This is a genomic window from Gluconobacter sp. P1D12_c (genome assembly GCF_018812105.1).
Classification (GTDB): Bacteria; Pseudomonadota; Alphaproteobacteria; order Acetobacterales; family Acetobacteraceae; genus Gluconobacter; species Gluconobacter oxydans_A.
Map to the genome: position 1 here is coordinate 401704 of NZ_JACSIQ010000001.1, position 24460 is coordinate 426163.

A 24460-nucleotide genomic window follows, 5' to 3' on the forward strand; every position below is an offset into this window, starting at 1 on the left:
TCCGTGGCCAAGTCCGATCCTGTCGTCCAACTCCCGGACGGCTTTTATCTAAACCGCACACCCCTTCTGGCTTTTGGCCTCCTATGTTGCCTGTTCTCCCTCTGGGGCTGTGCGATGAGCCTCAATGACGTGCTGATCGGGCAGTTCCGCAAAGCCTTCATGCTGTCAGATTTTCAGTCCGCGCTCGTGCAGTTCTCATTCTACATCAGCTATTTCGTGCTCGGCATTCCCGCAGGCATGATCATCAAGCGCTTCAGCTACAAATGGTCGATCCAACTCGGGCTGCTCCTGTATCTGATCGGCTGCTGCCTCTTCTTCCCTGCTGCCCATTTCGCGACATATCAGATCTTCTTCATCGCACTCTTTGTCGTCGCCGCAGGATTGGTCTTTATTGAGACTGCGGCCGATACCTACTGCACCCTGCTCGGCCCTCCGGGACGCGGCACACACCGTCTGAACTTTGCCAGCGCGTTTCAGCCGATTGGCGCCATTCTGGGGTCCAGCATGGGGGCCTACCTGATTTTCAAGGACGGCGATCTTTCCCGCGAACAGCTTTCCGCTATGCCCGCCGCTCAGGCCTGGCAGCATCAGCTCAGCATGATCCACGCCACCCTTGAGCCGTATGTCTATATCCTCGGGGTGCTGCTGGTCGTCATGATCGCCATTGGCGTCACGCGTTATCCCGCCTGCAAAGGGCGCGATCAGCAGCGTAGCCACGAACTGGATACGGCCGGCGCCCTCAAACGGCTGTTCGCCAACAAGCGCTTTGTCCTCGGTATCCTGACGCAGTTTCTATATGTCGGCGCACAGGTTGGCGTCTGGAGCTTCATCATCCGGCTTTCCATGCGACTGGGGCACATCAACGAACGACAGGCCTCAGTGTATCTGATCGCCTCATTCTGTGCGTTCTTTGTTGGCAAGCTGATAGCCAATTTCTTCATGCGGCACGCCCGCCCGGCACGTGTTCTGTTTGTTTACAGCCTGCTCTGCATCGTTGCGCTGGGCTATGCGGTGATGGTGCATGACTTTACGGCTGTGTACGCGGCCATCCTCGTCAGTGGACTGCTCGGCCCCTGCTGGCCAACCATCTATGGCCTGACCGTCGACGAACTCGGCCATGACCGCGCTTATGGCGGGTCCATTCTGGTGATGAGCATCAGTGGCGGTGGCATTCTTCCGCTTCTGCAAGGCTACATCTCGGACGCTACCGGCGGAAACATGCAGCTTGCCTACATTGTGCCGATGGGATGCTTCGTCGTGATTGCAATGTTCGCGGCGTACTGCATGAAAAGCGGCGACGAAACGGCGGAACACGTCGCGTTCGACGCCACGCTTTGATCCAAGAAAAAGGGCGAGCACTCGCTCGCCCTTCGTGACCTAACAGCCTGAAGTTCTCAGTCCTTGATCAACGCGCCATCGTGGCAGTCCTTGGGAGCATTAACAGGGTTGCACCGCGCCACCGCCTGATTGGCAAACTGAACCTTGTAGTCATGCCAGGGCGCAGGCTCGATGGCCGGATAATCTGTGCTGATAATCTGCGCGCCACTCTTAAAAGATACGTCTCGGCGGCTCAGGTCATTCTGTCGCGCCTCAACCGTGTTGGCATCCGCCCGCGTCCGCACGAGATAACCCTGTCGAACCAATTCCGGGATTTTCCGGGCAGCCTCAGCGTTATCAAAAGACGCGCCCTTCTGACCGGCGAAACCTTCATTGACCTCCGTATAAGCCGCATCTGGATCACCCGGTCGACCATTGGTGAACAGAACGCGCCCTTTCAGGCCCGGATGGTTCAGCACATAACGGGCGGTATCCTGAGGGCGATCCAGCACAAAGATAATCTTGCCACGCGCAGACGCCAGTGTCGGCCAGCCTTTCGTCCGGATCGCTTCATTGACCGAGGCTGACGTCCCCCGAACATCGTCAGGAACTAGAAGATGATCACGGCCAATAATATCCGTGATTTCCTTGTCCAGACGATCATAGGTTGCAGGCGTAAACGTCTCGGGAACCGTGAATGTCATCTTGTCGCTTTTGAATGGGATGTCCTGTTTTGTTTCGACATCAATGAACACCGGGAAATGCCCCGGATGCTCATCTGACCACGTCCGGATGATCTGAAGACATTTACTGAAAGGTTCGCAGTTCGAATGCTGGTCAATGTCCACAATATGCATGACCTTGAAATCGGTACCCTGCATGGCTGCGGCGGATGCCGGATCAGCATCGGGGGTAATCCCGCTTTTACGCTCCCACTCCGGCCCCTTTGGATGACTGTACTGGCCGCCCTGAGTATCAGCATAAATATCAATTTCGAGCTGGCGAACGCCACCATCAAGCTGCCGGTCCAGTGTCGTGTGCTTGTAGTCCAACGCTTCTGCGGCTTTTGGGGAAACGGCCTGAAGCCATTTCAGCGTCGCGAGGGAAAGATCCGTTCTGTAACTATTATGGGTTCCAATGATCTGAACCTGATTCAGATGTAAATCCTTGGTAATTTCCTGCGCCAAGGCAGATGACGAAAGACCAAAGAAAGAAAAGACCAGTCCATACGTGAAGCGGTTCATGCGATTTCATCCATTTTTCAGAAGCGACGGGATGACAGATCACTACAAGACATATGACAACCGTAATTTTTTGAACGTTTTATGATGATGACTTATTTATTTCATTTCATGTTCATAAAAACATCCTTTGAAATGATCCGGAAGCGCCCGTAGTTCCACCCATGCCTCCTTCCGGGAGGTGGCCCCAGGCCAAACGTGCCGTGTGATGGAATAACAATGCCTTCCTACAAGAGACGTTCTTTTTATCTGCTCTGCGCCTCCGCACTCGTTCCAGCATTGATCTGCAGCACCGGTCCGGCACATGCCCGCGTCCATCACACCGGAAAAACCCAGACAAAACAGACGCCTGTCGCTCCCGCTCCAAAAACCGCACCTAGAGTTCCACACGATCTGGAAGGCCACTCAGCCGAGAGCATGAGCATTCGCGCCAGTCGCCGGGCACAGGGCGGCGGCATGATGGTGCATCATACGGAAGCCAAAACCATCAGCACCGTTACACAGGACTATATTTCCAAACAGGCCCCAACCGTTACGCCCGGCGTTCTGGCCTCCAGCCTTCCGGGCGTGCAGGCCACCAATGAAGGACCACTCAGCACAACCGCAGAAACCATCCATATCCGTGGCCTGGATCAGACGCAGATCGGCATGGTGTATGAAGGCATTCCCCTCGCCGATCCGTTCACTTACGGCGCCTATACGTCCGCTATGGTCGATAACGAGAACCTTGGGTCCGTCTCCGTCAGTCAGGGCTCGTCAGACCTCACGGCACCCGTTTACAACGCTGACGGCGCACAGATGACACTGTCCCTGCGACACCCCGCAGACAAGATGACAGCCTATGCCGAAGCCTCCGGCGGCACACACAGCACGAACAAGGAATTCGTTCGCTTCGATACGGGTGAAATCGGGCATAGTGGCGTCCGGGCCTTCGCGTCTGGCTCTTATTCCAGCGCCAATCTCTGGCGCGGCCCGGGACAGATGGATCGCTGGCATGTGGATGCCGCCATCGAAAAGCGCTGGGCGCCTAAAAGCAGCTCCGAGCTAATTTTCGGATACAACAAAGCCAACCAGACCGAGTGGCTCTACCCGACGCTGGCGCAGTGGAACACCTACGGCACCGGCTATAACACGCACGGGACCTACACCAAGGGCGACACCCTCTATTACAAGCTCAACACCAAGGCGACGAATGCCGTAGTCGGTGCGCTTAAAAACCATTTCGACTTCGGACATGGCCTGACACTTAACGCCGAACCCTATGCCATCGAGACGTTCGGCCCCAACAACTACGGCGTCAATATTCCAGCATCCAACGGCTATGTCGGCACCCAGCAGTATTCATCCCTGAACGGATATGAAGGCCAGACCGGGAATGTCACGGCCATCAGTATTCACCCATGGGTCCAGACGTCCAGCGGCATCAACCTTGTTGGTGCCTGGCATCGTGGTTTCAATACGCTGAAACTCTCCTACTGGTATTCTTATGCGGTCCATACCGAGTACCAGAACCATTATCCGGTCAATGCATCCGGTCAGTACACCGAGAATAACGGGTACCTGACAGCCTTTAACAACGTGTCCGTCAGCCAGTACAACATCAATGGCTTCCAGCAGCTCAACGCCATCGGCCTGGAAGATCAGGTCAAACTCTTCCATGACCGCCTGACCATCGACGCGGGCCTGCGCGCCAACATGATCTCCCGCAGCTTCAGTCAGGATCTGCCAGGAGCCAATTTCAAATCAGTGGAGAACATGTTTGTTCCCATCCCGCAGGTCCTGATCAGCTACCAGTTTGATCAGAAAAACCAGATCTACGTGAACGGTACGACCGGTTATCGCGCACCGTCTTCTTTCCAGGCGCAAGTGCCAGTTTACAGCTTCACAAGCGCAAACAAAGCCTCACTTCCGCTGACAAATTTCCAGCCGGAATACATGATCGGCGAGGAAATCGGATACCGCCATTCGGGCGATATCATGTTCAACGTGGCGCTGTTCAATTACAACCTGACGCATCACCAGATCACCAGCGTCTCTTATCTTCCCAACTCCACCATCATGATCAGCCAGCCGATCGACGCTGGTGGCGAAAGTGCACAGGGCGTACAGGCTGAAATTTCAACGCGTCCCTGGCACCATATCAGCGCCTATGCATCCGGCCAGTTCATGCATACGCGTGTTGGCAACAACATCGCCTATCAGGGCGACTATCTTCGTACGAAGGGCAAGCAGGAAGTCGCGTCCCCGAAATTCACCGGCGCTCTGGGCCTGACCTATGACGACGGCACCAACTTCGCGAACTTCAACCTGCGCTACACGGACTCCCAGTACGCAACGCTGATGAACGACCAGTCCATTCCGTCCTACATCACGTCCGATATTTCGCTGGGTCGCTACCTTCCGAAAATCGGCCGGGTTCGACCAAAGGCGATGCTGAGCCTCATGAATGTTGGGGACAATCACTATCTGGCACAGGTCAACGGCTTCTCCGGCAACGCCACCACAACACGCGGCGTCTATGGAAAGACACTCTCCGCGTCCCAGCCGACCTATAGCGTCGGCACTGGCTTCGCTGCGGTTGTCTCCGTCTCTGGCACATTTGAATAAAACCCATACCGGGATCTGACGGGTCCCGGACAAACAAAAAAAGCGGTACAGCCTCTTTGGCTGTACCGCTTTTTTATTGGGAGTTGCTTCTGCTCAGCGCAGGGCAGCAATCGCTGTAATTTCCACCCGCCAGTCCGGATCGGCCAGCTTGGCCTCAACCGTAGCACGAGCGGGCTTATGGCTCGTATCCAGCCACGCATCCCAAGCCTTGTTCATGTTCCCGATCTCGTTGATGTCGGTCAGGAAGATCTGAACAGACAGGATACGCGTTTTGTCCGTACCCAGATCCGCCAGCAGAGCGTCAATCTGGCGCAGGATATCAGCCGTCTGGCCTTCAGTATCCAGCGTGGCATCATCCGCGACCTGACCGGCGAGATAAGCCAAGCCGTTATGGGTCACGACGCCAGCAAGACGATTTTCCTCAAGATGGCGGGTAATGTCGGGATTAGTGCTCACGCCGGAACCTTCACTGAAGAAGAGTAGGAATCAATTCGTGTTCGAGGATCGCGTCCATAGCGCTTTCCTCATCCTCAGCGACTGCCATCGGTGTGCCGTCAGCAGCGTGAATCGCCACCATCAGCTCGCCGTCATGCAGCACGGATTTGACATAGGCCAGTTGGGACATGCCCAGCGTCCGGAGCTGCGGCCCCGTGATCCGCCTCAGATCTGCGGGGAGCACATCTTCCTGCCCATCACTGTTTTCGAACGGGTTGTTCAATTCATAATCCTTACTGACACCTGAGGGCTTTTTCAGCCACAGTCAGGTTGAAACATTCATACTGTCGATACGTGACTTACTCGTCGTCGAGTTCCCGCACAGGCCGGGTCCGCCGCGCCGTCTTGACCACAGGTGGGACAACTTCGTGCTGAACCGTCTGCGGGCTTCCGCCAGTGCGTCTCCCTTGGGTAATAGCAATCCGTTTGACACGGACTTCAGGCTCCGGACGCAGAAGATCGATATGAAGCAGGCCATTATCAAGCCATGCTCCGCCAATCTCTATGCCCTCAGCCAGAACAAACGCCTTATGGAACTGCCGTGCAGCAATACCACGATGCAGGAAGATCCGTCCCTGGCTGTCATCCGTCTGACGTCCACGGATCACCAACTGGTTGTCTTCCTGCGTGATCTGAAGATCATCCATCACGAACCCGGCTACAGCCAGGGTAATCCGGAGCGCCGTCTGACTCAGCTGCTCGATATTGTAGGGCGGGTAACCGTCTGACGTAGACTTGGAGGCACGCTCGAGCATCTGCTCAAGATGATCAAAACCAAGGAACATCGGGGATGTAAACAAGCGACCGGACATAGGGCTAGAGCCTCCTCCATGAGCGAGACAGCAGGAACCAGACCCTCCATGAGGCATCTGACGTGACCCTAGGATATGGTGGAGCAGGCTTTCTATGCAAGTTCTGCCTCGGGAAATGCTTGCTCGGGACTGGCATAAACAGCCGTCGCTCGCTACATCGCAAGGCATGAGCGAATTCGATTTCCTGTCCGGCATCGACGCGGTGCCGCCGACCCCGATCCTGATTGCCCCTGCGCCCGTGCTGCGTCAGGTCACCCGTGACGTCCGCGCAGAGGACATGGCGTTCCTGCGTGAGCAGCTTCCAGGCATGTTTTCCGCCATGTACAAGGCTCCCGGCATTGGCCTAGCGGCCCCGCAGGTTGGTCTTGATATGCGCTTTGCCCTTGTGGACGTCGCTGAAGAAGATGCCCCACGCGAGCCCATGGTTCTCATCAATCCGGAGATCGTCACGGATTCCGAACAGATGGCGGTACGGGAAGAAGGCTGCCTCTCGCTGCCGAACCAGTATGCGGAAGTCATCCGTCCCGAATCGATTCGCGTGCGTTACCGCGACCTCGCGGGGGAGATCATCGAGCGTGATGCTGATGGCCTGCTGGCGACATGCATCCAGCATGAAATGGATCATCTGGAGGGTATCCTGTTCGTGGATCACCTCTCCACACTCAAGCGCAACATGATTATGCGCCGTCTGGCCAAAGAGCAGAAGCTGAGAAGGCGTTAATCTCTGATGCGTCTGATCTTCATGGGTACGCCGGATTTCGCGGTTCCGGCCCTGCATGCCCTCATGGCCGCAGGACACGAAATCGTTGCCGTTTATACACAGCCCCCGCGTCCGGCAGGACGTGGCAAGGCCGTGCGGCGCTCCCCTGTCCATGAAGCAGCCGAAGCGGCAGGCATTGAAGTACGTACGCCTGCCCGCGTTCGCCGGGACGAAACAGAGCATGAAGCCTTTGCTGCACTCAATGCTGACGCAGCAGTGGTTGCTGCTTACGGGTTGATCCTGCCGAAGGCCATGCTGGACGCCCCTCGCCTGGGATGCCTGAATATTCACGCAAGCCTGCTTCCCCGCTGGCGCGGAGCTTCTCCTATCCAGTCCTCCATCGTGACCGGAGACAGCCAAAGCGGCGTTTCCATCATGCAGATGGACGAGGGACTTGATACAGGCGCCGTCCTGCTGGAAGAAGCCACGCCGATCAGTCTGTCAGACACCGCCAGCACGCTCCACGATCGTCTGGCGGAAATCGGCGGCAGGCTGATTGTTCGAACACTGAATGAGCAGCCTCAGCCTGTGCCACAGCCTGAAGATGGCGTGACATACGCGCATATGTTGAAGCGCGAAGACGGACGTATTGACTGGTCTCGGTCCTGCGAGGAAATCGATCGCCAAATTCGCGGACTGACACCATGGCCCGGCGCCTTCACGATGCTAAACAATGTCGTCCTCAAAATCGGCGCAGCAACCCCACGTCCCGAAATTGCGGGGCCTGTCGCCGGTAGCGCACTGGATGATGCCCTGACCATTGCCTGCGGCACCGGCGCACTGCGGATCGACCGTATCCAGAAGCCCGGACGCAGCATGATAGACGCTGCAGATTTCGTACGCGGACAAGCAATTCCGGCAGGCACACGCTTTGACTGAAATGGATATCTCCCGCTGGGCGTTACGTCTCGAATATGACGGGACGGGCTTTGTGGGGTGGCAGAAACAGCAAGACGGCGTCTCTATCCAGAGCCTCATTGAGGCGGCAGCGTCTCGGCTTGTTGGAAATCGTCCGGTCTCCAGCATCACCGCAGGCCGTACCGATGCCGGTGTCCATGCCTCCGGGATGGTCATTCACATCGATTTCCCAGGCGATGCCAAGATCAACGGCCGTCAGATCCGCGATGGCATGGGTTATTACCTCAAGCCTCACAGGGTTGTGGTTCTGGAGGCTGCACAGGTCAGCCTGGACTGGAGCGCACGTTTCTCCGCCATCTGGCGCAGCTACCAGTTCAAGATCCTGAACCGCCAGGCACGCCCCGCTTTGCAGGAGACACACGTCTGGCACGTCAAGCGCGTTCTGGATGTAGACCTGATGCAGGAAGGCGCGAACTACCTTCTGGGCTCGCACGACTTCACGTCATTCCGGGCGATCGCCTGTCAGGCCAGAAGTGCCGTCCGCACCCTTGATGTTCTGACCATTCACCGGGAAGGCGAATTGGTCATTGTGAACACGAAGGCACGCTCGTTCCTACACCATCAGGTCCGGAATATGGTCGGCTCTCTTGTCATGGTGGGTTCTCGCCAGTGGCCACCGGAAAAGATGCGCGAAGTGTTGGAAGCCCGGAACCGCTGCGCTGCCGGACCAACGTCTCCACCGGATGGCCTCTGCCTCACAGGCGTCGGCTATCCGGAAGATCCGTTCGCTTAAGCCCCGAACAGATCGGCTATCGCATTATAATGCGGTGGGACCAGCAAGAGCAGGCCGATCAGGACAAACACACTCACCGTCTGCAGTACAGTCATAATGGCGGCCTGCCATGCCGTCATAACAAGCCCAACCCGCGTGACGTACCAAGTTAGCCACAGGCTATAGAGCCACACACCCACCGCAACACCGGCCAGCGCTGCAGAAGACGAGGCAGCGGCAGGCATGATGATCCTCATGATGCCTTCGGCCATGATCATCATGATAACCGGTAGCCACGCACACCAGAGCGAGGCCGTCGCATACCGGGTCCACAAGCCTTTCCGGCCTACGAATACGGCATAACGTTCCGAGACGATGAGCTGAAGCAACGGGCAAACCAGCTGAACCATTGCGCGTATGGCCTGCAATTCCCGCTGATCCGCTGGCAACAGGAAGACACTCACCAGTTCGATCAGGGTTATGGCAATGGTGGGCGCCAGAGCCGCCATCAGCGGCTGAACCCCGGGGGAGAAACAGTTGATCCCCACCGCACGTCCACGCCCCAGCAGCCAGACGCCCAGTGGGATACTCATTCCTCCAAGCGGGGGAATACCGGTTGGACGGTCTGGGGTCACAGGCCAAATCTTTCCATGAACGTCAGATAGATCTGCGTCAGATCTTCAAGGGTCGAGACATCAACATGCTCGTCCCGCTTATGCATTGTCGCCCCGACCAGACCAAACTCCGCTACGGCACAGTACTGCGAAATGAAGCGTGCATCAGACGTTCCTCCGCCCGTATCGAGTTTCGGCTGCCGCCCGGTCACATCCTGAACAGCCCGCTCAAGACATTGAACTGCCGGTCCCGGCTGCGTCAGAAACGCCTCCCCGCTGATGGAAACCGTCGCGTCACTGTCAGGGGCATGCCGGGACACAACGTCACGGATCCACTCAGTCAGGGCCGCACCCGTGTGACAGTCATTGAACCGAATGTTCAGACACGCCTTGGCCTCAGCAGGAATAACGTTCGTTGCAGGGTTGCCGACGTCAACGCTCGTGACCTGCAATGAAGACGGGGAGAACCACTTCGTCCCCTCATCAAGACAGCGTCCAGTCAATTCACTGAGCGCTGGAAGAAGGCGATGGATGGGGTTATCGGCCAGATGCGGATAGGCAACGTGTCCCTGAACGCCCCGAACCACAATTTCCGCGTTCATGCTGCCCCGACGACCAATCTTGATCGTATCCCCCAGAGCCGAAGGATTTGTGGGTTCTCCGAGCAGGCAGAAATCAGGCACGTCATTTCGAGCCGCCAGCCATTCAATGACAGGCTTCGTACCGAAATGAGCCGGGCCTTCCTCATCCCCCGTAATGAGCAGGGAGATTGACCCCTTGAGGGTATTGTTCTGAAGAAAACGTGCGATGGCTGCCACCGAGCAGGCCACGCCGCCTTTCATGTCCGCAATCCCGCGGCCATACAGTCGACCATCCTGAATTTGCGCTGCAAAGGGATCGTGTGCCCACCCTTCACCGGGGGGAACAACATCCGTATGGCCCGCAAAGCAGAGAGACGGACGCCCAGTACCGATTTTAGCGTAAAAATTCGGCGTCGGAGCGTCCGCTGGTCCGAACGGCAAATGGACCACTTCAAACCCCATCCCTTCCAGCACAGATGCCAGAAGAGCCTGTGCCCCGTCATCGGCTGGTGTGACGGACTGACAGCGGATCAGATCCTGCGCGAGAGCCACAGGATCAGTCGTAAAAGATGGGGACGGCATGACTTTAGTCGCGCAGCAGTTCGTTGATGGACGTCTTGGAGCGGGTGCGCTCGTCAACGCGCTTGACGATCACAGCGCATGCGAGGGACGGCTGACCTGCCTCTTTCGGTGGTAGCGTGCCTGGGATAACCACAGAATAAGCCGGCACACGTCCCATGAAGATTTCACCCGTCGCACGGTCCACAATCTTCGTGGAGGCACCGATAAACACGCCCATGGACAGGACGGAGCCCTTCTCCACGATCACGCCTTCAGCCACTTCCGAACGGGCACCGATGAAGCAGTCATCTTCAATGATGACGGGAGCAGCCTGAAGCGGCTCAAGAACGCCACCGATGCCAGCACCACCGCTGATATGGCAGTTCTTGCCAATCTGGGCGCAGGAACCAACCGTGGCCCAGGTGTCGACCATCGTGCCGCTATCTACACGGGCACCCACGTTCACGAAGCTCGGCATCAGAACAACATTCGGCGCAATAAACGCGGAGCGACGAACAATGGCACCTGGAACGGCACGGAAACCGGCTTCAGCAAACCGGAACTGATCCCAGCCTTCAAACTTCAGCGGAACCTTATCGAAAGCAGGCTGACCGCCACATCCACCCACCATCACGCGGCTGTCGTACAGACGGAATGAGAGCAGAACAGCCTTCTTCAGCCATTCATGGACAACCCAGCCATCTTCGCTCGGCTCGGCAACACGCAGCGTACCAGCGTCCAGCCCTTTGAGAGCGGTTTCGACGACCTCACGGTCCTCTCCCTCAGTCTGGGCGTTCAGAGTAGCGCGACGCTCCCAAAGAGCGTCAATAGCGGTGCGGAGCGTATCGTGAGGCATCAGGACCAATCCGGAAAAGGAGCAGAAAACCGCCGGACCATGCGGTCCCCGATCCCGACTGTCAACGGCTCTTTCCCTGTGAGCAACATCCAGACCAACGTTAAGGCTTTGTTTACCTTTTGATCCTATGAAAAATCCAAGCCCTTTCGCTTCTGGAAAAGACCCGGAATGCCCAAGACGCCAGACGGTGTTCTCACATCGATTCACGACGCAGCATATCTCTCGCTTCAACGATGCGGCACATTCAGCCGCAAAATCATGGACCCTTTGCGGCAATGCATGACATTGGCCTGAAAAGCCCGCCCCCTCCGGTGACCGAGCCGACCTCCCCTCAAAGCTTTCAGCTCTTGCGAGAGAGTCTGGCCTGTATGCGCAGCGCCATTCTGCCGCGACTAGGCATCGCAGCGGCTCTCTCCAAAGTACAGGAAGCACTTGGGACTGAGTGCCTACTCTTCAGCTCATTCACAGCCTCAGATCATAGTCTGATTTTGCATCAATCCGCCCCAATTCCCGACGGGTTTCAGGGTGAACTGCAACAGTTTGATTTTTTGCTCAATCACGACGTCATTCAGTTCTTCTCAGCGGCCCGTCACGCGCTGTTGGTGTGCGAGGCCATCAGAAGCCAGGCACCTCTCGGCCTTCTGTGCTGGAAAGAAACACCGTGGTCAGCGGAAGAGATCGAATTTATCCGCACTCTTCTGGCCTTCATTGCGACGTTGCAAGTTTTGGAAGGGCTGCACAGGAACGTCCTGAAGGGCGCTCACTATGACCTCTCGTCCAACCTTCTGAACTGGGAAGGTCTGAAGCAGGAAATGGAGCGACGCATTCCGCGTCTGGATCGTGATTGCCTCGCGGCGACCCTCATGATCGCGCATGTTCCAGGCCTGAGCGAAATAACCCAAACACATGGGTTTCAGGCAGGAGAAGAAGCGCTCACGCAATGCGTTGCCTTACTCCGCAAGGCCGTGCGCCCAACCGATGCTATTGCCCGGCTTAGTGGCAACATGTTTGCTCTGTGGCTGGACGGAGGGGATCGCTTCGCTATGGCTGAGCGTGCCGAACGGATGACGGCGCATGGCATCCCGATCCTGATTAATCCACCAGTGCATCTCCCGTTACACATCGGACTGATGTGCCGCGAGGCGAATGATCCGGAAAATACGGCAGACAATCTTCTGGAAAGAGCCAGTCAGGCTCTCCAGACCGGAGAAGAAGAGCAAAAAAAATGGCGCTTCTCACACGAAGCGCCATAAGCCACATCAGGCTTTAATGAGAGTTCCTGGGCCTGCTCGGGTAAAGAGTTCCAGAAGGCAGGTGTGAGGCACGCGACCGTCGAGAATAACCGCAGCCTTGGCACCGCTCTGAACAGCGTCCAGACAGGTCTCAACTTTCGGGATCATGCCGCCAGAAATCGTGCCATCATTGATGAGGTTGCGCGCTTCTTCCGCGCTGAGCTCTTCAATCAGCTTACCCTCACGATCCAGCACGCCCGGAACGTCTGTCAGCATCAGTAGTCGTGATGCATGAACTGCACCGGCAATCGCGCCTGCTGCCGTGTCGGCATTGATATTGTAGGTCTCACCATTCTCGCCAGCACCCACAGGCGCAATCACGGGGATAAGACCTGAGCCGAGCAGAGCATAAAGAACGCGCGGATCAATCTTCTCAGGTTGCCCCACGAAACCGAGGTCAATGACGCTCTCGATCTGGCTGTCCGGATCACGCCGCGTACGGGTGACTTTACGGGCTTGGATAAGGCTCCCATCCTTGCCCGAAATTCCGACAGCCATCGCGCCAGCACTGTTTATAAGCTGGGCAACCTGCTTGTTTACACTCCCGGCCAGAACCATCTCGATCACATCGACCATGGCACTATCGGTAACGCGCAGACCATCCACAAACTCTGAACGAATATTGAGACGATCCAGCATGGAGCTGATCTGAGGACCACCACCATGCACAACGATCGGATTGATCCCGACCAGTTTCAGCAGAGCAATGTCATAGCCGAAAGCACTGGCAAGTTTGCCTTCTCCCATTGCATGACCACCGTATTTCACGACGATCGTGTCACCGGCATAACGGCGCAGAAATGGCAATGCGCTCGCAAGAATGGCCGCCTGCTGCTGGGCATCATCCATATTCACCGCCGGAGGGATTTCCGGCAGTTTTTCACTGTGGGTCTTTTTACTCATGGCCGGACATCTCCTTCCCCTGACGTCTGAACAGGATCTGCAAAACGGGCAATCTCCGCCCGGAGATCTTCAATCCCTTCCCCGGTCTGGCTGCTGGTGCAGACGATCCGTGGGTAGGCCGCAGCCTGCTTGAGAGCGAGCGCTTCAACTTCCGCTATCTTGGCTTTCAGTGCAGTCGGTCGAACCTGATCGCACTTGGTGAGTACAATCTGAAACACCACAGCCGCACGCCCTAGCAGATCCATGACGTCCCTGTCGGACTGCTTGATCTCAATCCGCGCATCCAGAAGCAGAATGACTCGGGCCAGCGTGGTCCGTCCACGAAGATAGGCGAACATCATGTTCTGCCAGTCTTCCTTGACGGATTTCGCAGCCTTCGCGAAACCGTAACCGGGCATATCTACGAGAGAAATGCGATCAGCCAGATTAAAGAAGTTGAGCTGCTTGGTGCGTCCCGGCTCCGAAGATGCTCTTGCCAGCGCACGACGCCCGGTCAGGGCGTTGATGATGCTGGACTTGCCAACATTAGAACGCCCGGCAAAAGCAACTTCCGGCCGACCGACCGGCGGAAGCTGGTCGATCTTCTGTGAACCAAAAAAGAACTCGCACTCCCCTGCGAAGAGCAGGCGACCGTCTTCGATCTGTTCAGGGGTAGGAGGGCCAGCGGCTTCTTTCATGGTGTCTCAGCGCCCACTTTTAGTAACAGGAACCGGCAGCTTGGCACGGCTCTGAATGAAGGACTGCTGGGCGAACGTCAGCAGGTTGTTCCACGTATAGTAAACCAGAAGGCTGGCCGGGAAATTGGACATCACGAATACATAGACCAGCGGCATGAACTGCATGATGCGGGCCTGAGCCGGGTCCATGCTGACCATTGTCTGGCGCTGAAGCAGCCAGAAAGTCACACCCAGTGCGGCTCCCCAGATACTGACATGCAGGAAGGAGAAATACACAGTCGGGTCGAAGGGGATCAGACCAAACAGGTTAAAGATGTTCGTCGGATCTGGGACGGACAGATCGTGAATCCAGCCGAAGAACGGGGCATGACGCTCGTCAATGCTGATGTTCAGCATCTTGTAGAGGCAGAAGAAGATTGGAGCCTGGATCAGAACAGGAAGGCACCCACTGGCAGGGCTAACACCCTCTTCGCGGTAGAGCGCCATGACCTTCTGGTTCATCACCATCGGGTCGTCCTTGTTCTTCTCACGGATCTCCTTGATCTTCGGGGCCAGTAGACGCATGCGCGCTGAAGATCCTGCCGCCTTGGATGCCAACGGAAAGAGCACAATCTTGACGATCAGCGTGAGCGCCATCAGCGCCAGACCGAAATTGCCCAGGTGCAGATACAGCCAGTGCAGCAGATACAGGATCGGACGTGTCAGAAAGCTGAACCAGCCAAAGTCGATGGCTTTGTCAAAATCCGTAATGTGCAGGTTGCTGCTGTAAGCCTGCAGAAGGCTTGGCACCTTTGCACCAGCAAAAAGATGGCTCGTCTGCGTAACCGTGCGATTCGGCATGATCTGCTGCGGGGCCTGAGACACGAAACCGATACGATAGGACCCTGCGTTTTCCGGAACGTAAGCAAAGCTCGCAGTGACAGAAGACGTAGACTCAGGAGCAACAGCCGTGAGCCAGTACTTGTCGCTGATACCACCCCAGCCACCTGTGCCACCCTTGGCCCAGAACGTGTGATCAGGATGCTCAGCACCCTTACGAACATTCTTGTAGGTCTCGTCGTTCAGGCGACCGTCCATGACGGCAATAGGGCCTTCATGTGCCGTCCAGAAACCTTCCGGAGCCTGATAGTCACGCTGCACACGCTGGAACGGAAGCAGCGCAACAGGCTGGGAGGAATGATTCTCCACCGACTGCACAGCCGAGAACATATAATGCTCATCAACTGAAAGGTGGATCGAGAAAATCAGACCTTCGCCGTTATCCCATGTCAGTGTGACAGGGTGGCCAGGAGAGAGTGCCTCGTCTGCACTGGTCCAGACCGTGTTCAGATCCGGAACCTTCGCATTGGACCCCGGAGCGTTGCTCCAGCCAATTACGAAGAAGTTCGGATGCTCGCTGCCGGGCTTGTCCAGCAGACGGACAAGCGGGCTGTCCTTTGCAAGAGTGGCACGGTACTTCGTCAGCACCGCATCATCCAGAAGCGCACCCTTGAGGTTCAGGGAGCCCTGCACGTCGTCGCTGGTAATCGCAATGCGACGAGCGACCACTTCCGATTCAGGCGAGGCCTGAGCCGGACCAGCAACAGCCGGAGTGGACGGAGACTGTGTCGCAGTGGTTTGCGTCACAGCCGGATGACTGTCCGGACGGGGTTTCGGCATGAAATAGTCGAAACCGATCAGGATGAGGGCCGAGAGGATAATGGCCGCAATGATGCGCTTGATTTCCATCGGGCTGATGCCGGTCTTTCGTCTCTAACGGAGGAATGCTGAGCCTCAAGTGGCCGAAAACCGTTACCAAAACAATAGGCGCACGCGTTTTTAATGCCGATGAGCCTCGGGCGGGAGGTCACATCCCCCTTTTGACCAGGGGTGACAGCGGAGGATTCTCTTCAATGCCAGCCAGCCGCCCCGAACAGGCCCATGCCCCTTGATCGCCATGATGGCATAGGTGCTGCACCCGGGTTCAAAACGACAGTTTCGGCCCAGATAGGGACTGATGAAGAGCTTGTAAGCGTCAATCAACGCAAGCAGGAAAATGGTAACAGCCTTATTGAAAAGGCGTGTCATTTTTCCAAGCCCTTGCGGAGCGCTTTACGAAGATCATCCTGAAGAAGGGGGAATTCTCGTCGGCGCGTTCCATCGCGGCCGATCAGGACAAAGTCTCCCGAAGGAAGACCGTCCTCACGCGCTACAAGACGTAACGCCTCACGAAGGCGGCGTTTTGTGCGGTTACGGATGACAGAGTTTCCAACCTTTTTCGTGACGGTAAAGCCGACACGGCTATCAGGCTGGCTATCATCCTGCAGCATCTGCACAACCATTCCCGGGGTAGCGACTTTACGCCCCTTCCCGGCAACACGCAGAAACTGCGGCCGCTTTTTCAGGCGGCCAGCTGTGTGGTTCCGGCTCAGGCGGAGAGCTTCGAGCGGCCCTTGGTGCGACGGTTTGCCAGCACGCGGCGGCCACCGACTGTAGCACTACGTGCACGGAAACCGTGACGACGCTTACGAACCAGCTTGGAGGGTTGATACGTGCGCTTCATGACATCGATCCTTTAAAACCATGCAGACGCCTCTCTGGACATCCGCGTCGATCGGGCGCACGAAACGCCCGGTGAATGAGACCCGGGCTTGTACTCACCCGACCCTCTCCTGTCAATACTACACCCTCAGGAACTTAAGGATATGAGCCAGAATCCCGCTCTACCACCGTCATCAACTGACGACTCCAAAGCATTTCGACATGATCTGCGAAATGCCCTGTCCCCGGCAATGCTGTGTGCGGACATCCTGACATCCCATTCAGACGAATCCGTCAGAAAACATGCAGGAACAATTGTCGAGGCGCTGGAAAAAGCACTGCACCTCCTGAAGAAACCTACTTCTTCTCAATAAGCTCGATCTTGTAGCCGTCTGGATCTTCCACGAAGGCAATGATGATCGTGCCGAACTTCAGTGGCCCGGCTTCACGGGTCACTTTGCCGCCGCCGATCCGAACAGCCTCTACAAGCGCAGCCACATCCGGCACGCCAATCGCGAAATGGCCGAATCCCGTACCGACGTCGTAATCCGTTTCCTGATCCCAGTTATAGGTCAGCTCAATTTCAGCCTGTCCGTTCTCATTATCAGCGAATCCAATGAAAACGAGTGTGTAACGGCCTTCACGAACTTCCTTGCGGCGCAGTTCTTTCATGCCAAGAAGGCTGTAGAACGCCAGACTGCGATCAATGTCTCGAATACGAACCATCGTGTGCAGAAATGTGCTCATTTTTCTTCTTTCAGATCTTCGCTTGTCAGCCCGTAAAGGAATAGCCCGTATCGGTCAGCCAAGGCGACGCAGCGGTCAGGGTCTGTCAACAACGTGACACCAGGCTGAAACGCGACGCCCCGCAATCCGTTCCGGGCCGCATTTTCCAGCGTCTCAGGACCTATTGTCGGCATATCTGCCCTCAGGTCCTGTCCGCTTTTAGGCATTTTGATAAGAACGCCGCCACTGCCAGCCTGCATCAGTTTGCCGCAGCGTCCCAGCATGGCATCCGTACCCTCAAGAGCTTCGACAGCCAGAACCAGACCGCTCTGAACGACACACCCCTGCCCGATATCCAGCGCAGCCATGGCCCGCAGCACCTGAACACCACGCGCTATGTCCTGACGCGCCTGTTCGTCCGGCACAACGCGACCAAGCGTCCCGCTTTTACCGGTAGCATGATCAAGGAATTCGTGGGCGCCACGAACAATGAACCCTTCTTCCCCGAGCACGCGCACAACTGCTCCGAGAAGCCCGTCGTCGCCAAGGAAGATTGCGCGTCCCAGACGTGCAAGAACACGCGCCCCTTCCGCATCAGGGCGAAGGTCACGCCATGCAGGGCGCCGAACCGGTCCGATCAGAACCAGCTCCCGGCATCCATGCTTTTTAAGGGCTGTTAGGATTTCTCCTACAGCAGCGAGGCGGATGATTTCATGTGGATACGGTGCCAGGCGGGCCATGTCCGCGAAATCACGAAAGCCGACCACGAAAACCGACTTCCCCTTTTCCAGAGCCGCCGCAGCGACCTTTGCAGGCAAGGGGCCCGCCCCGGCCAAAATACCGACGCAACCTGCCCCCATCACGCTCAGGCTCCTTCGGTTTCGGAAAGCCCCTCATTACGGGCCACACGTGTCAGCCCGCGACGGCTTGGCGCTTCCATAAAGTCCAGCATTTCAGCAATGCGCTGCAAATGCCCATATTCACGGCGCACGTCCGCAAGTCGGGCTTCAAGCACCACATCCGTACTGCCATGACGCGGATAAAGCGTCCGGAACGCACGACGCATGGCCTGCATTTCTTCCGGGCCCACACCAGACCGCTTCAACCCGATCCAATTCAGACCGACCAAACGGGCGCGGTTCCCGAGAACACTTCCATAGGGGATGACATCCATCTCAACGCCGCAAACGCCACCCACAACAGCCCCGCGACCAATGCGCACGAACTGATGGAGCGCTGCTGACCCCATGACCTTGGCATCATCAGCAATCTCGACATGACCGCCCATGACAACATTGTTTACGATAATCACACGATCACCGAGAACACAGTCATGCGCCACATGAGCATTCGCCATGATCAGGCAGGACGCACCGATTTTCGTCAGTGCATGTCCCTGCGCCGTTCCACGATGAATGGTGACGTTTTCACGGATGATGGTTTTCGCGCCGATTTCACACAGTGTCGGCTCACCAGCATATTTGAGGTCTTGCGGAGCCATCCCAATCGTGACGAACGGATAGATTTCCACTTCCTCACGCAGTGTCGTGTGCCCATCGACAATCACCGAAGCATGCAGGTGCACACCGTCGCCAAGTGTCACATGAGGCCCGACGATGCACCAGGGGCCAATGCGAACATTTTCCCCAATTCGGGCACGTTCATCGACAAGAGCAGTCGCGTGAATCTCAGCGCTATCGGATCGTTTTCCTGCAATCTGCATCAGTTCAGCCCATGATCATGGCACTGAAGGTTGCCTCTGCAACAGCAACCCCGTCAACACGTGCAGTACCTTTGAATTTCCAAACGTTCGCCCGGGACCGTTCCTTGACCACCTCAATACGAAGCTGATCACCCGGCCCAACCGGACGGCGGAACTTGGCGCCTTCAATGGTCATGAAATACACCAGCTTTCCTTCGAAGGCCTTGCCCAGCGTCAGGACAACGAGCGTTGCTGCTGTCTGAGCCATGGCTTCGATGATCAGAACACCTGGCATCACCGGATGGGAAGGAAAGTGCCCCTGAAAGAAGGGCTCGTTCACCGTGACATTCTTGATGCCAACAGCGGACTCACCAGCTTTGATTTCCTGCATCTTGTCGATCAGCAGGAACGGATAGCGATGAGGGATCGCCTGCATGATCTGCAGAATGTCGATGCTCTCAGGAACCTGGTGCGTTCCCGAAGCCCCTTCTGCCGGGGTCGTCTTTTCAGCCGGAGCGTCCACTCGATCCATTTTGTTCACCATGCCCTTCTAAGGGAAAATTTTGTCAGTTTTCTGCTCTCCGAGCAGTGCGGATGGCCTCCCTTAGCAAAACTGGCTCCGGGATACCATCCGTCACCGGAAAGGTCAGTCGCCGCTTTTGCGAGAGAGCTTCCGCAAAGTGGCTACGTTTCGGAAGAATTCCCGGAAGGGCATGGCGGGGCTGCCGATAACGTCCGCTCCCGCATCCACGTCAGACATGACACCGCACTGAGCACCAACACGGGCCTTGTCACCAATCTTGATATGACCAATCAGGCCGGCCTGAGCAGCGATTGTGACGAAGTCACCCAGTTCGGTCGAACCGGAAATACCAGCCTGTGAAACAACAATGCAGCACTTTCCGAGCTGGGCATTGTGTCCAATCTGAACGAGATTATCGATCCGCGTGCCTGCCCCAATGATCGTATCGCGCATGGAGCCACGATCAATCGTTGAGTTAGCACCGATCTCAACGTCGTCCTCAATGACAACCAGACCAAGCTGCGGCACGGTCTCGAAACCAGCAGGGCCGACAGCAAAACCAAATCCGTCCTGACCGATGCGGGCGCCGGGATACAATGTTACCCTGTTCCCGACACGGGCGTGCGTCAAACTGACATGGCTGCCAATGCGGCAACGCTCACCGAGCTCGACACTCCGGCCAATCACGGCATGCGCGCCAATCAGCGTGCCGGAGCCAATTTTCGCGCCGTCTTCGACAACCGCGAAAGCCCCGATCTCGACATTCTCGCCGATCTCAGCCGTCTCACTGACATAAGCCGAAGGATGGCGAACACCCGTCGATGATGGTGCAGGATGAAAGAGTGCTGCAATACGTGCCCATGCAAGGTAAGGCGTTTTGCAGACAAGGCCCGCCGTACGTGCTGGCAGCTTATCGACAAAAGCCGGCGCAAGAATGACCACGCCTGCACGCGTTTTTTCCAGAAGAGGGAGGTAGCGGCGATTATCCAGAAAACTCACGTCTTCCGGCCCCGCAACGTGCAATGGGGCAACCCCGCGGAAATTGACTTGATCCCCCTGCCCTTCAACAGCAGGACGAACCTCGCTTCCCGATACTTCCGCTAGATGAGCCAGACTGAAAGGTCCAGCTCTCAGGAAGAAGCGCTCATCACCAGGTCGGTTTTCGGTGAGTACCTTATCAGCCACGGGATCAGGCCTCAGTGATGCTGCCGGAGAACGGACTCAGGCTGCGCTGGAGCCGAAGCCGGCGCTACCTGTTCAGGCCCTTGCGGTGCACGCTGTTCGTCTGCCGTCGTTGGCATTTTGCCAGACTTGGCAAGTTGCTCAGGATCAACGCCTTCGTCAGGAATAAACACGTGTGGCAGCGTCTTGTTCAGCTGGTTTGCCACTTCTTCCGTGATGTCCTGCTCGCCCACGTGCAGGACAACCTGCTCGGCATGCAGAACCAGGTTCATGTTATGCGCACCAGCAACGGCGGCAATGATGCCGTTACCCTGTTCAAGCTCACGCTCGATCTGGTGGAAGGCGACCTGCGCAGCTTCCTGAACAATACGGGCCTGATTGCCAAAATCGCGCTGATCCTTGGCGCGACGCTCCTGAAGATGGCGCTCACGAAGCTGGATTTGATCAGCTGTAAGACTGCGGGCTTCGGATTGCAGTTTCTGCTGCTCGCCGCGCCAGGCGCCCTCTTCACGCTGCACCGCCTGTGCCAGCTTGTCACGACGTGCGCCAAGAACCTGCTGGATCTCCTGCGCAGCAGATGACATCTGCATGACAGCCTGAACATTGATCACGCCAATGACCGCAGCTGGCGGCGGAGCACCCTTCGCAACAGTCGGCGGATTAGGGATCGGCGGCAACGGCAGAACCGGGGGAGCCTGTTGCGCATTCGGAGCAGCCTGCTCGTCTTCAACGGGCGCCTCAGCCATGGGCACACTCCGGCGAGGTGCCGGACGTGCAGCAGCCGGTGCATCCGGATGTGCGGCCTTGGGAACGAACCATCCACCGTTGTTGGCGGCCTGGGCGTGAGCAGCGGGTGCAACAGCAAGAACCGTCGCAGCCAGAAGCGCACCGACCGAAGCCGGGCGCATCAGGGAAATAAAGGTCATAACCACCTCTGGGAAAGGGGATGGAATTGCTTGGAGCTCGAAATCAGACACGCAGTTCTTAGAACTGCTGTCCGAAGCCAAAGCGCAGCGGGTAAAGACGATCGCCCTTTTCCTTACGCAACGGAATGGCACCATCAATATTCACAAGGCCGAACGGGCTCTTCCAGGAAATACCAAGACCCGTGGAAACACGCGGGATCATGGTGTCACCATTGATTGGGGTATAAGGATACCCGGCCTCGAAGCGGCGAGAATAGTCCGTGTACTTCTTCTGCACACGTACGCTCGACAGGCTACCAGCATCGACGAAATAACGACCGGAAATACCGAGATCGTCACCCATAGGCATCGGGAAATTCAGCTGTGCAGAAGCCGTGTACATGAAACGGCCACCCAGAAGATCTTCCTGACCCTGACGCGGAAGATAATCAAGCGTTGGGCAGGAGCCACTAACGTATGCTCCCGTACAGATGTGGCCAGAACGCGGGCCTACACCACCCTGCAGGAAGCCTCGCAGGTTTTCACCACCAAGATAGAAGTTATCAATGATGTTGCGCTTGCTGTTGGAATCCCAGTCACCCATGTAACCAACGCCGCCCTTGAACTGCATGGTCCAGTCATGGCTGCCGGTAATGCTGTCCAGCGGCAGGTAGTACGCGCCATCAGCCTTCACACGGTAGTATTTGGCATTTCCGCCGACACCCGCGAAATCACCACCCAGCTTCATCATGTACCCGTCATGAGGATTCATACGACGGTCACGGCGGTCATAGGTCAGGGAGGTGCTCAGCTGCGACAGAAGCGACCAACCTGCAGACTGCTGAACGTAAACAGACGGCACCCATTCGATATAGGACGGGTCAGCTGCAACCGTTGCGGCATCATAGAAGTTGCCAACCTGACGATCGACCAGCGTGTAGCTGAAGGACTGCGACAGATAGCGGTTATACGCATACCCAAGACGCAGGCTCATACCGTACTGGGATTCTTTGTAGCTCTGATACGTCTGGTAGTTGTTCTGGATGAAGTAGAAATCAGCACCAGCCACCAAGTTACGGTTCAGGAAGTACGGATCCGTAATGGAGATGTCAGCCTGCTTCTCATAGTACGCAACCGTACCCGAGATACCGGCGTCGATACCCGTGCCAAGCATGTTGTGCTGCTTGATGGACGCATTACCCAGCACACCAACGTCTGTGGAGTAACCACCACCCAGTGAGAACTCACCTGTCGGCTTCTCGACCACGTTGGCAGACACGTTCACACGGTCAGGAGCGGAGCCCTGTGTCTGATCAACAGACACAGTGCTGAAATATCCGAGGTCCTGAAGGGCCAGCTTGGAATATTTCTTGTCAAACGGGGTGTACGGGTCGCCCTCTGCCATGGGCAGGTTGCGTCGGATCACGTTATCCCGGGTAATGGTATTGCCGTTGATGTCGATACGCTCGACATACACGTGCGGCCCTTCAGTCACATCAAACAGAAGGTCCACAATCCGCTTTTCCGGATTACGGGCGATTTCAGAGCGCACCATCGCAAACGGATGCCCCTGTGCCTGCAACCACTCCTGCATGTTTGTCGTGTTATGTTGGATGGCTGTGCCATCATAGATCTGATGCTTGAACAGCTCGATGTGCTTGCGCATCATTTCCGGCGTTACACGACGCACGCTGGAGCGAACGTCCATCTTACCAATGCGATACTGTTCACCTTCATGAATGGTGAACGTCACATAAAACGACTTGTGATCAGGGGAAAGCTCACCCGTCGCGTCGATCATATGGAAATCGACAAATCCGTTATGGAGATAGAAGCGGCGCAGAAGCTCCGCATCGTACTTGATACGCTCAGGATTATACTCATCCGAGGATGAGAAGAAGCGATACCAGGTATTCTCCTTGGACGAGATCACCTGCGCCAGACGTGCTTCACTGAAAGCGTGGTTGCCAACAAAAACGATCTTGTGGATCAGCGTCTGCTGAGCTTCATTGATCTTGAAAACAACATCGACACGGTTGTGAGAGAGCTTGATAATCTGCGGCGTGACTGTCGCGCCGAAACGCGCCTTGCCCGCATACTGATTCAAAATCTTCTGGCGGTCGGCAGCCGTGGTCTGAGACGAAAATACCGCACGAGGACGAAGACTGATTTCCTTGCGGAGGTCCTCATCCTTCAGGGCATGATTGCCTTCGAAGACAATACGATTGACGATCGGATTTTCAACCAGATTCACCAGCAGCGTATTACCATCGCGGTGAAGGGTGACATCCTTGAAAAGGCCCGTTGCATAGAGCGTCTTCAGGGAGCGATCCAGATCGTCCTGATTGAAAGAGTCACCCGGCTGAGCAACCATGTACGACAGAACCGTACTGGTCTCAATACGCGTGTTACCAGTGACCGAAATGGCCTGGATCACGTTGTTGCCTGAGGTTGCACCTGATGTCTGGTGCTGACGAGCAGAGCGGGCCTCCGCCACACCGAGAGCGGTCGGGAGAAGACATGCGGATGCCAGCAGCATCAAACGCATGTTCGGGG

Annotated in this window: 26 protein-coding genes; 6 read left to right on the plus strand and 20 right to left on the minus strand. The window is 56.5% G+C overall.

Annotated elements, in window-relative coordinates; genetic code table 11:
- Positions 1 to 3: 3 nt before the first annotated feature.
- Positions 4 to 1338 (plus strand): L-fucose:H+ symporter permease, encoded by a 1335-nt coding sequence (fucP, locus tag KP705_RS01775; protein ID WP_215763894.1) that lies wholly within the window; start codon positions 4 to 6, stop codon positions 1336 to 1338.
- A gap of 56 nt (positions 1339 to 1394) precedes the next feature.
- Here fucP and KP705_RS01780 read toward each other — a convergent pair whose 3' ends face one another.
- A complete protein-coding gene (locus KP705_RS01780; protein ID WP_215763895.1) occupies positions 1395 to 2561 on the minus strand; it encodes a phosphatidylinositol-specific phospholipase C1-like protein in 1167 nt (388 codons plus the stop codon).
- A gap of 216 nt (positions 2562 to 2777) precedes the next feature.
- Between KP705_RS01780 and KP705_RS01785 the strand changes: the two genes are divergently transcribed.
- Positions 2778 to 5165, plus strand: a complete 2388-nt coding sequence (locus KP705_RS01785; RefSeq protein WP_046899763.1) for a TonB-dependent receptor — start codon at positions 2778 to 2780, stop codon at positions 5163 to 5165.
- Positions 5166 to 5258: 93 nt separating this feature from the next.
- Here KP705_RS01785 and KP705_RS01790 read toward each other — a convergent pair whose 3' ends face one another.
- The 3 genes from KP705_RS01790 to KP705_RS01800 form a co-directional block, all read right to left on the minus strand.
- Positions 5259 to 5621 (minus strand): RidA family protein, encoded by a 363-nt coding sequence (locus tag KP705_RS01790; RefSeq protein WP_046899764.1) that lies wholly within the window; start codon positions 5619 to 5621, stop codon positions 5259 to 5261.
- Positions 5622 to 5631: 10 nt separating this feature from the next.
- On the minus strand, positions 5632 to 5883 hold the full coding sequence (locus KP705_RS01795) for a DUF1150 family protein (RefSeq protein ID WP_046899765.1): 252 nt from the start codon (positions 5881 to 5883) through the stop codon (positions 5632 to 5634).
- A 76-nt stretch (positions 5884 to 5959) separates the two neighbouring features.
- Positions 5960 to 6472, minus strand: a complete 513-nt coding sequence (locus KP705_RS01800; protein WP_046899766.1) for an Hsp20 family protein — start codon at positions 6470 to 6472, stop codon at positions 5960 to 5962.
- 166 nt (positions 6473 to 6638) lie between these two features.
- On the opposite strand from KP705_RS01800, the gene def reads away from it, so the two are divergent.
- The 3 genes from def to truA are packed head-to-tail and all read left to right on the plus strand — an operon-like array spanning position 6639 to position 8883.
- Positions 6639 to 7193 (plus strand): peptide deformylase, encoded by a 555-nt coding sequence (gene def / locus KP705_RS01805; protein WP_046899880.1) that lies wholly within the window; start codon positions 6639 to 6641, stop codon positions 7191 to 7193.
- Positions 7194 to 7199: 6 nt separating this feature from the next.
- On the plus strand, positions 7200 to 8111 hold the full coding sequence (fmt, locus tag KP705_RS01810; RefSeq protein ID WP_046899767.1) for a methionyl-tRNA formyltransferase: 912 nt from the start codon (positions 7200 to 7202) through the stop codon (positions 8109 to 8111).
- Between the two features lies 1 nt (position 8112).
- Complete coding sequence (truA, locus tag KP705_RS01815; RefSeq protein ID WP_046899768.1) at positions 8113 to 8883, plus strand: tRNA pseudouridine(38-40) synthase TruA; 771 nt, start codon at positions 8113 to 8115, stop codon at positions 8881 to 8883.
- Here the strand turns inward: truA and KP705_RS01820 are convergent.
- The 3 genes from KP705_RS01820 to dapD are packed head-to-tail and all read right to left on the minus strand — an operon-like array spanning position 8880 to position 11474.
- On the minus strand, positions 8880 to 9455 hold the full coding sequence (locus KP705_RS01820) for a hypothetical protein (RefSeq protein ID WP_200898306.1): 576 nt from the start codon (positions 9453 to 9455) through the stop codon (positions 8880 to 8882). The genes truA and KP705_RS01820 overlap by 4 nt on opposite strands.
- A 38-nt stretch (positions 9456 to 9493) precedes the next feature.
- A complete protein-coding gene (gene dapE, locus KP705_RS01825; protein WP_046899770.1) occupies positions 9494 to 10639 on the minus strand; it encodes a succinyl-diaminopimelate desuccinylase in 1146 nt (381 codons plus the stop codon).
- A gap of 4 nt (positions 10640 to 10643) precedes the next feature.
- Positions 10644 to 11474, minus strand: a complete 831-nt coding sequence (gene dapD, locus KP705_RS01830; RefSeq protein WP_046899881.1) for a 2,3,4,5-tetrahydropyridine-2,6-dicarboxylate N-succinyltransferase — start codon at positions 11472 to 11474, stop codon at positions 10644 to 10646.
- A gap of 275 nt (positions 11475 to 11749) precedes the next feature.
- Here dapD and KP705_RS01835 point away from each other — a divergent pair, with 275 nt between their 5' ends.
- The gene (locus KP705_RS01835) at positions 11750 to 12727 is read left to right on the plus strand and encodes a diguanylate cyclase domain-containing protein (protein WP_052750014.1); all 978 of its coding nucleotides are present in this window, start codon (positions 11750 to 11752) and stop codon (positions 12725 to 12727) included.
- 6 nt (positions 12728 to 12733) lie between these two features.
- On the opposite strand, the gene argB is transcribed toward KP705_RS01835, so the two are convergent.
- From argB to bamA, 13 genes are all read right to left on the minus strand, one after another.
- Positions 12734 to 13669 carry an acetylglutamate kinase gene (gene argB / locus KP705_RS01840; RefSeq protein WP_046899771.1) on the minus strand — a complete coding sequence of 312 codons (936 nt, stop codon included), beginning with the start codon at positions 13667 to 13669 and terminating at the stop codon, positions 12734 to 12736.
- Positions 13666 to 14346 carry a ribosome biogenesis GTP-binding protein YihA/YsxC gene (gene yihA, locus KP705_RS01845; RefSeq protein WP_064273916.1) on the minus strand — a complete coding sequence of 227 codons (681 nt, stop codon included), beginning with the start codon at positions 14344 to 14346 and terminating at the stop codon, positions 13666 to 13668. Before yihA ends, argB begins: the two co-directional genes overlap by 4 nt.
- Before the next feature lie 6 nt (positions 14347 to 14352).
- Complete coding sequence (gene yidC, locus KP705_RS01850) at positions 14353 to 16074, minus strand: membrane protein insertase YidC (protein ID WP_215763896.1); 1722 nt, start codon at positions 16072 to 16074, stop codon at positions 14353 to 14355.
- 90 nt (positions 16075 to 16164) lie between these two features.
- Positions 16165 to 16413 (minus strand): membrane protein insertion efficiency factor YidD, encoded by a 249-nt coding sequence (gene yidD, locus KP705_RS01855; protein ID WP_046899774.1) that lies wholly within the window; start codon positions 16411 to 16413, stop codon positions 16165 to 16167.
- Positions 16410 to 16757, minus strand: a complete 348-nt coding sequence (gene rnpA, locus KP705_RS01860; protein ID WP_046899775.1) for a ribonuclease P protein component — start codon at positions 16755 to 16757, stop codon at positions 16410 to 16412. Before rnpA ends, yidD begins: the two co-directional genes overlap by 4 nt.
- The gene (gene rpmH / locus KP705_RS01865) at positions 16754 to 16888 is read right to left on the minus strand and encodes a 50S ribosomal protein L34 (RefSeq protein WP_010501271.1); all 135 of its coding nucleotides are present in this window, start codon (positions 16886 to 16888) and stop codon (positions 16754 to 16756) included. The genes rnpA and rpmH overlap by 4 nt, the downstream gene beginning before the upstream one ends.
- A gap of 335 nt (positions 16889 to 17223) precedes the next feature.
- Complete coding sequence (gloA, locus tag KP705_RS01870) at positions 17224 to 17613, minus strand: lactoylglutathione lyase (RefSeq protein WP_046899777.1); 390 nt, start codon at positions 17611 to 17613, stop codon at positions 17224 to 17226.
- The gene (locus KP705_RS01875) at positions 17610 to 18455 is read right to left on the minus strand and encodes an LpxI family protein (protein ID WP_083956267.1); all 846 of its coding nucleotides are present in this window, start codon (positions 18453 to 18455) and stop codon (positions 17610 to 17612) included. Before KP705_RS01875 ends, gloA begins: the two co-directional genes overlap by 4 nt.
- Positions 18456 to 18457: 2 nt before the next feature.
- Positions 18458 to 19315: an acyl-ACP--UDP-N-acetylglucosamine O-acyltransferase gene (lpxA, locus tag KP705_RS01880; RefSeq protein WP_215763897.1), complete on the minus strand. Its 858-nt coding sequence runs from the start codon at positions 19313 to 19315 to the stop codon at positions 18458 to 18460.
- Between the two features lie 4 nt (positions 19316 to 19319).
- Positions 19320 to 19838: a 3-hydroxyacyl-ACP dehydratase FabZ gene (gene fabZ, locus KP705_RS01885; RefSeq protein ID WP_080951397.1), complete on the minus strand. Its 519-nt coding sequence runs from the start codon at positions 19836 to 19838 to the stop codon at positions 19320 to 19322.
- A 102-nt stretch (positions 19839 to 19940) separates the two neighbouring features.
- Positions 19941 to 21002, minus strand: a complete 1062-nt coding sequence (gene lpxD, locus KP705_RS01890; protein WP_215763898.1) for a UDP-3-O-(3-hydroxymyristoyl)glucosamine N-acyltransferase — start codon at positions 21000 to 21002, stop codon at positions 19941 to 19943.
- 11 nt (positions 21003 to 21013) lie between these two features.
- Positions 21014 to 21925, minus strand: a complete 912-nt coding sequence (locus KP705_RS01895) for an OmpH family outer membrane protein (RefSeq protein ID WP_215763899.1) — start codon at positions 21923 to 21925, stop codon at positions 21014 to 21016.
- A 58-nt stretch (positions 21926 to 21983) separates the two neighbouring features.
- Positions 21984 to 24452, minus strand: a complete 2469-nt coding sequence (gene bamA, locus KP705_RS01900) for an outer membrane protein assembly factor BamA (protein WP_046899781.1) — start codon at positions 24450 to 24452, stop codon at positions 21984 to 21986.
- Positions 24453 to 24460: the final 8 nt, after the last annotated feature.